The sequence below is a fragment of the Virgibacillus siamensis genome (assembly GCF_039522605.1).
GTDB lineage: Bacteria > Bacillota > Bacilli > Bacillales > Amphibacillaceae > Lentibacillus > Lentibacillus siamensis.
The window spans coordinates 48,096-60,598 of sequence record NZ_BAAADS010000003.1; the positions used below are offsets into that span (position 1 = coordinate 48,096).

12 protein-coding genes and 1 other annotated feature are annotated in these 12,503 nt (G+C 40.4%); of the genes, 10 read left to right on the top strand and 2 right to left on the bottom strand.

Features of this window, described 5'->3' with window-relative positions; translation table 11 throughout:
- Positions 1–68 precede the first annotated feature (68 nt).
- The 4 genes from ABD010_RS03290 to ABD010_RS03305 all read left to right on the top strand — a co-directional run bounded on the left by ABD010_RS03290 (position 69) and on the right by ABD010_RS03305 (position 3,671).
- A complete protein-coding gene (locus tag ABD010_RS03290; protein WP_343810272.1) occupies positions 69–1,007 on the top strand; it encodes a beta-ketoacyl-ACP synthase III in 939 nt (312 codons plus the stop codon).
- A 32-nt stretch (positions 1,008–1,039) separates the two neighbouring features.
- The gene (gene fabF, locus ABD010_RS03295; RefSeq protein ID WP_343810274.1) at positions 1,040–2,275 is read left to right on the top strand and encodes a beta-ketoacyl-ACP synthase II; all 1,236 of its coding nucleotides are present in this window, start codon (positions 1,040–1,042) and stop codon (positions 2,273–2,275) included.
- A 285-nt stretch (positions 2,276–2,560) separates the two neighbouring features.
- Positions 2,561–2,764 carry a YuzI family membrane protein gene (locus tag ABD010_RS03300; protein WP_343810276.1) on the top strand — a complete coding sequence of 68 codons (204 nt, stop codon included), beginning with the start codon at positions 2,561–2,563 and terminating at the stop codon, positions 2,762–2,764.
- 145 nt (positions 2,765–2,909) lie between these two features.
- Positions 2,910–3,671, top strand: coding sequence for a YjbA family protein (locus ABD010_RS03305; protein WP_343810278.1), 762 nt, complete (start codon positions 2,910–2,912; stop codon positions 3,669–3,671).
- A 251-nt stretch (positions 3,672–3,922) separates the two neighbouring features.
- Here the strand turns inward: ABD010_RS03305 and trpS are convergent, their stop codons facing one another.
- The gene (gene trpS, locus ABD010_RS03310) at positions 3,923–4,921 is read right to left on the bottom strand and encodes a tryptophan--tRNA ligase (protein ID WP_343810279.1); all 999 of its coding nucleotides are present in this window, start codon (positions 4,919–4,921) and stop codon (positions 3,923–3,925) included.
- Between the two features lie 64 nt (positions 4,922–4,985).
- Positions 4,986–5,161 (bottom strand) — a binding site (T-box leader).
- Positions 5,162–5,393: 232 nt separating this feature from the next.
- Here trpS and ABD010_RS03315 point away from each other — a divergent pair.
- Both ABD010_RS03315 and ABD010_RS03320 read left to right on the top strand, forming a co-directional pair.
- Complete coding sequence (locus ABD010_RS03315) at positions 5,394–6,581, top strand: amidohydrolase (protein WP_343810281.1); 1,188 nt, start codon at positions 5,394–5,396, stop codon at positions 6,579–6,581.
- 161 nt (positions 6,582–6,742) lie between these two features.
- On the top strand, positions 6,743–7,963 hold the full coding sequence (locus tag ABD010_RS03320) for a hemolysin family protein (RefSeq protein WP_343810283.1): 1,221 nt from the start codon (positions 6,743–6,745) through the stop codon (positions 7,961–7,963).
- A 92-nt stretch (positions 7,964–8,055) separates the two neighbouring features.
- Here ABD010_RS03320 and ABD010_RS03325 read toward each other — a convergent pair whose 3' ends face one another.
- Positions 8,056–8,286: a heavy-metal-associated domain-containing protein gene (locus ABD010_RS03325; protein WP_343810285.1), complete on the bottom strand. Its 231-nt coding sequence runs from the start codon at positions 8,284–8,286 to the stop codon at positions 8,056–8,058.
- Between the two features lie 516 nt (positions 8,287–8,802).
- On the opposite strand from ABD010_RS03325, the gene ABD010_RS03330 reads away from it, so the two are divergent.
- The 4 genes from ABD010_RS03330 to ABD010_RS03345 all read left to right on the top strand — a co-directional run bounded on the left by ABD010_RS03330 (position 8,803) and on the right by ABD010_RS03345 (position 12,500).
- Entirely contained in the window at positions 8,803–9,693 is an 891-nt protein-coding gene (locus ABD010_RS03330; RefSeq protein ID WP_343810287.1) for a LysR family transcriptional regulator, read from the top strand.
- A 195-nt stretch (positions 9,694–9,888) separates the two neighbouring features.
- A complete protein-coding gene (locus tag ABD010_RS03335; protein WP_343810289.1) occupies positions 9,889–11,088 on the top strand; it encodes an FAD/NAD(P)-binding oxidoreductase in 1,200 nt (399 codons plus the stop codon).
- A gap of 33 nt (positions 11,089–11,121) precedes the next feature.
- On the top strand, positions 11,122–11,679 hold the full coding sequence (locus ABD010_RS03340; protein WP_343810291.1) for a hypothetical protein: 558 nt from the start codon (positions 11,122–11,124) through the stop codon (positions 11,677–11,679).
- Between the two features lie 59 nt (positions 11,680–11,738).
- Positions 11,739–12,500: a sulfite exporter TauE/SafE family protein gene (locus ABD010_RS03345; RefSeq protein ID WP_343810454.1), complete on the top strand. Its 762-nt coding sequence runs from the start codon at positions 11,739–11,741 to the stop codon at positions 12,498–12,500.
- Positions 12,501–12,503 lie beyond the last annotated feature (3 nt).

Below are 12,503 nucleotides of genomic sequence, written 5' to 3' on the forward strand. Positions count from 1 at the left end.
GTTTTGCATTATTATTAGTACCAAGTCATAATATTTGATATTAACTTTAACTATAAGGGGATGGAAATATGGATGCAGGTTTGTTGGGGACCGGACATTATGTCCCAGAAAACGTCTTGACAAATCAGGATATGGAAAAGATTGTGGACACGAATGATGAATGGATCCGGACAAGAACAGGCATCGAAGAACGACGGATCGCCAGTGATGATGTGGATACTTCCGATATGGCTTTTTTCGCTGCTCAAAATGCACTTAACGAAGCAAATATGACGGCAGAGGATTTAGATATGATTCTGGTGGCAACGGTTACCCCGGATACACCTTTTCCATCTGTGGCATGTATGCTTCAGGACCGTCTTGGCGCAGGGAAAGTTGCCGCAATGGATATTAGTGCAGCCTGTTCCGGGTTCATGTACGGAATGGTAACAGCCAAACAGTTTATTGAAACAAAAGCCTATAAAAATATTCTCGTTGTAGGTGTGGAAAAATTGTCCAAAATTACAGACTGGTCTGATCGGAATACCTGTGTCCTATTTGGAGATGGAGCAGGAGCGGCGGTCGTCGGCCCGGTTTCTGAAGGAAAAGGGATTTTATCGTTTGAACTCGGAGCAGACGGTTCAGGTGGTAAAGAACTTTATCAGGATAAAAATAATCACCTGCAGATGAACGGCCGGGAAGTGTTCAAATTTGCTGTGCGGCAAATGCCGGAATCATCGGTAAATGTCATTGAACAACTTGGCTATAATAAAGAAGATGTTGATTACTTGATACCGCACCAGGCAAACATCCGGATAATGGAATCCGCCCGCGAACGACTTGGCATTTCGAAGGACAAAATGGCCGATTCCATTAAAAAGTACGGAAATAATTCATCAGCTTCCATTCCAATTGCTTTGTCTGAAGCTGTCCGGGATGGTAAAATAAAAGATAACGATTTAGTCGTGATGGTAGGTTTCGGCGGAGGTTTGACATGGGGTGCTGTTGCACTTCGCTGGGGCAAATAAAAACGCAGTATATCTCATAGGAGGAGTACGAAATGGCAGAAAGAAGAGTTGTAGTTACGGGACTCGGTGCTATATCCCCCGTTGGCAATAATGTCCGGTCTATGTGGGATAACGTTGTTGCAGGAAATACCGGGATTGATTTTGTTACGAAAGTGGACAAAGATGAATTTCCAGCTAAAGCTGCGGCTGAGGTGAAAGATTTTGACCCAACCGTTTTTATTGATAAGAAGGATGTCCGAAAAATGGACCCTTTTACCCAATATGCGGTGGCAGCCGCGAAAATGGCCGTTGATGATGCAAAACTCGAAATCAATGATGAAATTGCTGACCAGGTTGGCGTGTGGGTCGGCTCAGGCATCGGCGGAATGAAAACATGGGAAGAGCAGCATACAAAGTTTTTGGAAAAAGGCCCGCGCCGTGTCAGTCCGTTTTTTGTACCGATGATGATTCCGGATATGGCGGCAGGTCAGGTATCGATTCAGCTGGGAGCTAAAGGCATTAACTCTTGTTCAACAACGGCATGTGCATCTGGTGCCAGCTCAATTGGTGATGCATATAAAGCAATTCAGCGTGGTCAGGTAGACTATATGATAGCCGGTGGTGCAGAAGCGCCAATTTCCAATATGGCATTTGCTGGTTTTTGCTCAGCGAAAGCACTGTCAGTAAATGAGGATCCGAAAAAAGCCAGCCGTCCATTTGATAAGAATCGAGATGGCTTTGTCATGGGTGAAGGTTCCGGTATCCTAATTCTGGAAACATTGGAATCAGCCCAAGCCCGCGGTGCACACATTTACGCTGAAATTATCGGTTACGGGGCAACGGGTGATGCTTATCATGTCACTGCGCCGGCGGAAGATGGCGAGGGCGCTGCCCGTGCAATGCAGCAGGCCATTGATGATGCAGGCATAACGATAACGGATGTTGATTATCTGAATGCGCATGGAACAAGTACCCAGCTCAATGAAAAATATGAGACAATGGCAATCAAAACCGTATTCGGTAATTATGCCAGGGAATTAGCGGTATCCTCAACTAAAGGTGTTACCGGTCATTTGCTCGGAGCGGCCGGCGGTATCGAATCGGTTATTTCCGTTAAATCGATTGAAGATGAGGTTATTCCGCCAACGATTAATTATGAAACACCGGATCCGGATTGTGACTTGGATTACGTGCCGAATGAATCACGAAAACAGGATGTCAACGTCGTGATGAGCAACTCACTTGGCTTCGGCGGACACAATGTCACATTGCTTTTTAAAAAATATTAAGTTGAGATGAGGCTGATCGCTTTGGCGGTCGGCCTTTTTTGTCTAGAAAAGGTAAAAGTGACTGATAAACTTGCTAAAGTGACCGATAAACACATTAACTTGACTGATAAACATGCCTGAGTCACCGATAAACTCAATAGAGTGACTGATAAAAGTTTCAACGCGTAATCACTGCTGTTTATATTGCAGGGAAAAAGACACTTAATCCCGCTGGTTTATCATGATTGTCCAACTGAAACATAGAATAAATAACAAGGTTGTACAAGCATGGGTGGTGGAGTATAAATGGGTAAACTGTTTCTTTTTTTACTCGGGTTTGGACTGGCTGTCACCGGTGGCGTTACTATAATTGCATATATGAATTTTTTGCCAGCAGGAATTGAGTGGACTGACTATTTGATTTTTATTAAAAGCCGGCCGGAGTGCTATTTTTTGCCTGTTGGTTTTTTACTGATGGTGATTGCATTGTATCGATATCCAAACACCTAATCTTTTAATCAATCGAATATTTTTTCCGATGATGGTCATAATGTATTTTAAATGAACCGTTAAAAAGGCAGCTGCCTGATAACGTTATGCCCGGCGAAAAAATGCTGGCAGTAAACATTTAAAGTGCAAAAAGTGAGGGTTGTATATGTTGTATTTACATGATGTTTGGGTGAACTGGTTTGAAGGTGAAGAAAATGGTTACAGTGTGTGTTATTTTCATGAATGGCGGCGGGAGGATCAGATTGAACTGCTTGATCAGGTACCGTTACTCTACATATCAGAAGTGCTTTACAACTACATTGAAAATGACATGCAGGATTTGCCGGAAAGCATGCTTAATATGGTGTACAAACGGGCCTATTCTCGAAAAGGACAGGAACGTAATGCGCTGGAATATGCATGTGTTGTGACAGACGGGAATGATATCTTGGCCGTTGACACGATTGGCTATCATATCCCCGTACGAAAAAGCAGGCTCATCCCAAGGCAGGAACAGCTTGTATTCGACATGATTAAAACAACGCAGCCGGAAACATTTACATTTGATGAAAAAATGGCGGAAAAAGAGTATCATATGCTATCGATGGAACCGGAGCTTGTCCATGGATTGACACGTCGGGAGCGGCAATTGAAACAACTTCTGATGATCGCGCTCGACCAGCTTCGCACAACCAACAATCTGGAAGAACTCCGCTACTGGCTCACGGAATGGGATCCGAAGCAGTATCCGTTCATCCGCTACATGAATGAAGATACGGTCTGGAACACATTGTATGAAGGTGTTAAACAGGGCTGGAGTTCATCGCATGAAGAACTTTGTCAAAAAATGATTAAAGGACAACCATTCCTCGAAAAAATGTGGGAAGCCGAACAATCGTCGGATAAAAATAAATCGAAGCAGCAGTAAATTGTGGAAAAGAGCGATCCCGGTTAAGGGAACCCCTTTTTTGGGGACTCCTCCTTGGCCGGGGTTGCTTTTTTCGTTTTTGAAGCAGCGGGTTAACAGGGGAATAACGGGAGAACCGCGGATATATCGGGAGAAGAACTGATTTAACGGGAGAACCGCCGTTATATCGACAGAAGAACCATTACCGACAACGAATTTATCACTGGAAACAAGAAAAGCACTCCCACAGCAGGGAAGTGCTTTTCTACAGTTTATTTCTTTTTCCGAACCCGGCCCAGTCCCATCGCTTTTTTTGCTTTGCGGAGCATTTTATTGGCTGCAAAGGATGCTTTATCAGCGCCATCATCCAATATTTCATCCAGCTTTTCTGAATCAATCAACTCATAATAACGTTTTTGGATTGGCTCAAGTACACTCACGACTGCATCAGCAACGTCCTGTTTGAAATCCCCATAGCCTTTTCCTTCATAGGCAGTTTCGATTTCCTCGACAGATTTGCCGGTGCAGGCGGATTGAATCGTAATCAGATTGGATACACCGGGTTTATTCTCTTTATCAAATTTCACTATACCTTCTGAGTCGGTCACGGCGCTCTTCACCTTTTTAACAATTTTCTTCGGCTCATCCAGCATCGAAATAAATCCTTTCTCATTGGAATCGGATTTGCTCATTTTTTTGGTCGGATCCTGCAGCGACATAATCCGTGCACCGGACTTGGGGATACTTACATCCGGTACGGTTAAAATATCGTTGAATTTGTTATTGAAACGTTGCGCGAGATTACGTGTCAGTTCCATATGCTGCTTTTGATCATCACCGACAGGAACGATATCGGTTTTATACAGTAAAATATCTGCTGCCATCAATGGTGGATAGGTTAACAGCGACGAAGAAACGGCTTCCTTGCTGCCGGTTGCTTTGTCTTTGAACTGGGTCATCCGCTCCAGCTCACCGATATAACTGATGCACTGCATGATCCAGCCCATTTGCGTGTGAGCCGGGACTTCCGACTGAATAAACAGTGTAGTTTTCTCAGGATCAATACCGGATGCAAGGTACAATGCTGCAAGTGACCGGATATTGCGGCGCAGCTCCAGTCTGTCCTGGGGAACTGTAACAGCATGTTCATCGACAATGCAATAGTAGCAATGATGATCCTCTTGCAGCGGGATAAAATGCTGCATCGCGCCTAAGTAATTTCCAATTGTCAGTGTTCCGCTTGGTTGAATTCCGGAAAATATGGTTTTCATCTTTTCACACTCCATTTCGATTTCCGGGAAAATGGACAATAAAAAAAATCCATTTATCCCTGTCAAAAGGGACGAATGAACCGCGGTGCCACCCTATTTATCCCGCCATTACGACGAAATCACTTCATTGTAAAAAGCTCCAAAGTCCAATTCCAATTTACCTTGATACTTGTTTTCACCGGCCACAAGTTCTCTGAAAATCAGCGGGTAATTGTACTGTGCCTTTTTCATAGCTGTTTATATGTGTTTATATAATTATAAATCATTTTTGGAAAGAAAAGCAAGTCAAATTGATCAGCTGTTCAGCGACTATGATGTTGGACGATTACTGTTCAGGTTTTTGGGAAACGGATACTTTCCAGTGTATTGAAGTATTCTATAATGAGACCTAATGCAACAACACTTATGGATTAAGTTGTATAATTAAATAGAAAATATGTTATACGGACTGAAATGGAAAGGAGTCTGCTTGATGAAAGATGAATTAATGAAAATGCTGGAAGAACGGGAAGATGAAATGATCGAAATTCGCCGTTATTTACACGAACATCCGGAACTTTCTTTTAAAGAAGAAAAAACGGCAGCGTACATTGCTGATTTTTACAAAGGAAAAGATGTCGAAATAGAAACGAATGTGGGAAATGGACATGGCATCATTGTTACCATAAACGGAGGATTGCGGGGTAAATCAGTTGGGCTTCGCGCCGATTTTGATGCGCTGCCGATTCATGAGGAGGCGGATGTTCCGTTTAAATCAGCTAATGAAGGTGTAATGCATGCATGCGGACATGATGCCCATACAGCATACTTGCTGATTTTGGCGGATTGCCTCATCCAGTTAAAAGATCAAATCAAAGGAACGATAAAAATTGTTCACCAGCATGCAGAGGAGCAGCCCCCTGGTGGTGCCAAAAGTATCGTGGATTCCGGAAAGCTTGATGATCTGGAAGCGATTTTCGGTATTCATGTTCTGCCAATGGCACCAGCTGGCACAGTTGGCTATCATAGCGGCTATTCATTTAATGGCCGTACGTATTTTAAATTGCGAATACAGGGACTTGGCGGACACGGATCATCACCCGACAAAGCGAATGACGCCATCGTTGCAGGCGCTCACTTTGTAACAGCAGTACAAACCGTTGTCAGCCGCCGTGTTGATCCAATGAATGCCGGGGTCGTGACAATCGGTTCATTTGATGGAAAGGGCAGCTTTAACGTCATAAAGGACAGTATTGAAATTGAAGGCGATATTCGCTATTCAAATGAAGAAACACAGAACGTTATTGACAAAGAATTTCATCGGATTGTAAAAGGCGTGGAAGAATTATTTGGTGTGACGTGTGAACTTACGTATACACCTGACTATCCACCATTGTACAACGATCCCGAGTTGACTGCGTTTGTTGCAGAAGTCCTGAACAACCTTAAAGATAAAAGCATCAAAGAAGTAAAAGAATTTCCGAAAATGGCACCATCTGATGACTTTGCATACTATCTGGAAAAAATCCCTGGATCCTATTTCTATATTGGCTGTACACCAAAAGGGGTGGATGAGCCTTACTTTAACCACCATCCAAAATTCGATATTGATGAGGATGCGATTTTGGTTGCTGCCAAATCAGTTGGCCATGTTGCTTGCAGTTATTTAGGCATGGAGTGATAGAAAAAAACAGCTTTATCCGCCATGGATGAAGCTGTTTTTTTATTCTGTTGTAAACGGAACTATAATTACTGCGAAGTGGATTCCACACATTAATTTCATTTTTAAAGAGAATAATCTATACTTAAGGTAATGTGTACATACATAAGGAGGAAATGTTTGTGATCATTGCGATCATCTTTTTATTAGTTGTTTCATTTTTCTTTTCGGGAAGTGAAACGGCGCTAACTGCCACAAACAAAATGAGACTGCAAACGAAGGCGTCCAATGGGGACAATAAATCTGGGAAGTTGTTGAAACTGGTATCCAGGCCGAGTGAATTTATCACGACTATATTGATCGGGAACAATATTGCCAATATTTTACTTCCCACACTGGTAACAACACTCGCCATTCAATATGGGATCAATGTTGGAATTGCCTCGGCTGTTTTGACCATTACAATTATTGTCTTTTCAGAGGTAATACCCAAATCCGTTGCGGCGGCGTTCCCCGAACGTATTTCATTTCTGGTATATCCGATCATCCGATTTTTTGTAACTATTTTTAAACCGATAACATTTGTATTAAACTGGCTGACAGGTTCCATAACAAAAACATTATCCAAGGGTGAGGCAGAACCTGTGTCTGTGTCAAAAGAAGAACTTCGGGCAATCGTTGAAATTGCTGATTCTGAAGGCATGCTTAAAAAAGATGAGTCCTATCGAATCAAAGGGGTTCTTGATTTTCATAATTTAAATGTGAAAGATGTATTAAAAACGCCGCGTGTGGATATCGTTGCATTGCAGCATACAGCTGGATACGAGGAAGTTAGAGATGTTGTTATTCAAAACCCTTTTACAAGGTATCCCATTTATGATGATGATATTGACAATATCGTTGCGGTGTTTCATTCAAAGTATTTGATTCAATGGTCTACAATGCCTGATAAACCCCTTAAATCCCTAAGTGATACCAGCCCGTTGATTGTGTATGAGTTTAACTCCATTGAATGGGTGTTTCGTCAAATGACAAAAGAAAAAAAGCATATGGCTGTTGTATTGGATGAGTATGGTGGAACAGAAGGGATTGTAACCCACGAGGATATCATTGAGACCATGATTGGTTTGGAAATTAAAGATGAAATTGATTCGGAAAGCAATTCAATGGTTGAAAAGTTAACGGAAACGGAAATTATTTGTGATGGTAAGATTACGTTGCATCACTTAAATTCCATTTTTAATACGTCGATACCGGAAGATGAAGATGTTCTGGCGGGATATCTGTTAAAAGAATTTAATCACTTTCCTGCAGGGGGAGAAGTGATGGAGAGAAAGGACTTAACCTTTAAAATAATGGAAGTGGAAGACAGGACGATTAGTAAGGTTCAAATTAGTAAATAACACAGGTGAACAATTGACAACAACAGAGCCCGCGCCTGATATCAGATGCGGGCTTGTTGTCGTTTACAAGGCATTCAACCTGAAAAAATTTATCACTGGGGGCTATGTTGGATGATTTTTGCCTGAAAATCCATTTTGTTAATTCGATTTATAATATCGGAAATGCTTGTTACGGTATTATTAAACTCCACACGGGCATTTTCCATCTTCCAACTGACTTGTATTTGCGCAACACCATCCATTTTTGAAACGGCTTTCTCGATTTTTGCAGGGCAATTCGGACAATGCATACCTTTGACATCCAAGGATATTGCTTCTGTCATTTTGCTATTCACCACCTTTCGTGTCAATATTGTTATTAGCCATAATTCATTTTACTTCGCTTTATTGAAATTTATGAAAAGGCTTTTGCTGTCATTGATAGAATTCATTCAACATTCGACAGGCCGAGGGAAATCATTCCGGAAACTGTTTTATTTGATGAATAAAGGGAATATTGCCTATAAAAGATTACCAAAGTGCAATCTTATTTTTTTTCAGTTTGTCAGACGTGTTATCGGAGGTGAGTAGGAATGAAGAAAACACTCGTAATTTTTGACGTTCTTGCAGTTATCATGGTGGTATTTTTTTGGACGATAGAGTTTATGTAACTGAATAGTATAATCGATTAGAATTGAAACATAACCCTCAGTCTTTCACAAAAGGCATGAGGGTTATTTTGTTGAACGGATGTAATGATACAGGCTTTTTCTATTTAAAAGGATTGCTACAATTACAAAAATTACGTGCTAAAATAGGAATGGGTTGATAGATTAATAATAAAGGAGTGTGTTTAACAAATGAACATAGATTATTTGGAAATGTTTTGTCAGGTAATTGAGGAGGGAAGCATCAGTCAAGCAGCTCGCATCGGGTATATCTCGCAACCAGCAGTGACAAGTAAGATACGGCAGCTGGAAAAGCATTATGGTACTGAGTTATTCGATAGAACTGGTGGGAAATTGCACCTCACAGCGTCGGGTTCTGCCCTGTATCCGTACGCAAAGGAGATCATTGATTTTTTCAATCAATCTGAAGAAGCGGTAAAAGGCATTACACATCTTGAAGCATCCACATTAAATATAGGAGCAAGTTTAACAATTGGTGAATATCTTTTGCCAGGTATATTGGGAGAATTTCAAAAAGAGAATAGGAATTTAAAGCTGAATTTAGCTATTGGAAACACACCAAATATTGTTGCTCAGCTGGAGAATCGGGACATTGACATTGCATTGGTAGAAGGCATTGTTACACATGATGATTTTCATATAGAAAAATTTTCGGAAGATGAGCTGATCATGGTTATTCCAAGTAATCATCATTGGAATGATCGAAGTGAAATAAGCATCGAAGAATTGCCTGAAGAAAAAATGATTTGGAGAGAAAAAAATGCCGGTATTAGGGAGATCGTTGAAAATGTATTACAGGAAAATAATGTGTTAGACAAAGTGAAGAGTTATATGGAGTTGGGTAGTACGCAATCTATTAAAAGCGCTGTTGAGGCGGGGATGGGTATTAGTATCCTACCAAAATTATCTGTGAAAAGGGAGCTTGAGTTAGGAGTTTTAAAACATGTGACAATCTCCGACATTCATATTACCAGGGATTTATCGGTAATAAAAATTGCTTCCCGCTTTCCAAAAAAGAGTATGAATTCGTTTATCTTCTATTTGAAAAAGGTAACAACATGATGTAAAAGAAGTTTTTTGAGCTTATATAATCCTTCATTCTTTAGGTTATACCCCATAAAAATTATCTATTATTCACTATTTTTAACGTGTGATACCATTTATTTATGTTAAATATTTACTTTCGAAGTTATGTAACAAGCCCTCATTCTAAAGTATAATGTTCTACTATTGCAACCGATTACAAGAAGGATGGAAATGACTCAAAAAGACAATGGAAAGATAGTGATTGTGGGTGCTGGTTCAGCGGGAATATCGATTGCATCAAGGCTTTTGAAGAGTGCACCTTTTTTAAAAGGACAGATTAAGTTAATTGATCCTTCTGATGATCATTATTATCAGCCGTTATGGACATTAGTTGGGGCGGGAGCAGCAAAAATTGAAGATACACATAGAAAGCAAAGTACCTTGATTCCTGAAGGGGCTAATTGGGTTAAAGAGGCAGTGGAAGAATTTTGTCCGGAAGAAAATACGGTGATAACTGATAAGGGTACAGTAGTTCACTATGAGTATCTGATTGTTACAGCTGGTATTGAAATAAAGTGGGATGATATTGAAGGCTTACTGCAAACAATTGGAAAGAATGGCGTTTGCAGCAATTATTCATCTGAATACGTCCAAAGTACATGGGGAAATCTAAAGCATTTTGATGGTGGAACAGCTATATTTACACAACCAAGCACACCAGTGAAGTGTGCTGGAGCTCCACAAAAGATTATGTATTTGGCAGAGGATTATTTTAATCGTTCCGGAGTCCGCAATAAATCAAAGGTAAAATTCTTTTCCGGTAAAGATACTATCTTTGGTGTAAAGCGGTATGCCGATACGTTAAAAGAAGTAATTAAAAGGAAAGAAATTGAAGATACCTTTCAAATGGATTTAGTCAAAATTGACGGAACAAACAAGGTAGCGACATTTCAACATGTTGAATCAAACGAGACCATGCACTGTAAATATGACATGATTCATGTTACGCCACCAATGGGGGCACCGGAATTCATCGCAAAAAGCCCATTGGCAGATGAAAACGGATGGGTAGCAGTTGATCCATATACATTGCAGCATCATCAATATAAAAATGTGTTCAGTGCAGGTGATTCAGCGAGTCTTCCAACTTCCAAAACCGGTGCAGCGATTCGACAGCAAGCGCCTATTTTAGCTAACAACTTACTGGCGCACATGGATCAAAAGGAGATGAAAATGTCATATGATGGGTACACATCCTGCCCATTAGTAACAGGATATAATAAGTTAGTACTGGCCGAATTTGATTATAATAAAAATCCTCAGGAAACATTTCCAATCGATCAGTCAAAAGAGAGAACCAGCATGTATCTTGTAAAGAAAAATTTGTTACCTATTCTGTACTGGAATGGCATGTTAAAGGGTACGATGTGACGGCCAAAACTCGGCGTACAAGGAGGCTAAATAATGGAAACTACCGAAACAGATTCCCAACTTGAGGATATTTTGCGGGAATTGAAAGAACGAGAACAATTGGATTCGCTTCATTATCTTGTACAAAAGCTTCCAGAGTTCACTCATACGATTCGTTCAATAGATGATAAACTATCATTTGTTAACGATGTAATAAATGATCAGCAGTCTATGAATACTGTTGGACGTGAAGTAGATGAGAAAATTGATAAACTGCATTTAAACCAGGAACATTTTGATGCACTTCTAGAGATGGTTCAGCTTATGCCCAGTCTGGTACCAATGATGAAAAAGCTGGATGATGTAACCCTTTTTGTAAATGAATTTTTGTCAGATACAACTTCCGTCGAATATGCCCTCAAAGGATTAAATGATATTGTCCCGATTGAGAAAGGGTTGGAGGTTATTCATGAAACCAATAACCGTTTTAATAGGGATGGGGACACAACAAATGTTTCGATACTTAGTATGTATCGATTGTTAAAAGATCCGGTAATGCAAAAAGGGTTTAAATATATGGAGACACTACTTGATGTTGTTAAAGAAAAATAACTTTATAGGGTTTGTACAGATGGGAAAATAGGTGATCAAGATTGGGCTTGGACTTAATAATGGTGTTGTTTTTAATTGGTTTTATTGGCTCTTTTTTGTCAGGAATGGTGGGCATTGGCGGTTCAATCATTAAATATCCATTACTGTTTTACATTCCGTCATTGCTTGGAATAGGGGCCTTTACAGCGACGGAGGTTGCTGGGATATCAGCTGTCGATGTCTTTTTTGCATCAATTGCTGGTGTATTGGCATATCGAAAAGACGGGTATTTGAATAAAAGATTAATTATTACAATGGGGACCGCTGTGTTGGTGGGTAGCTTCATTGGAGGATATGGCTCGATTCTTTTATCGGATAAGAGTATTAATCTTGTATATGCAATATTAGCGAGTATAGCAGCAATTATGATGTTTAGCTCCAAGAAAGAAAATGTCCTGGAAAAACGGGTAAACCAAATTGAATTTAACCGCCTAATAGCAATCGTCAGTGCTTTTCTTGTTGGAATAGGGTCTGGGATTGTCGGTGCAGCTGGTGCATTCCTGCTGGTACCAATTATGCTGGTGTTACTGAAAATACCAACCCGTGTCACCATAGCATCTTCGCTTGCAATAACTTTTTTATCGTCAATAGGTTCAACCGCTGGAAAAATAATAACAGGTCAAGTGTTATTTGGACCAGCGGGGGTAATGGTAGTTGCCAGTCTTATTGCTGCACCGGTGGGGGCAGTAATTGGTAAAAAAATAGATACTCAAATCTTGAAAGCTATTTTATCGGTGTTTATCCTGGCCACGGTAATTAAAATTTGGTTTGATTTTATTTAAATG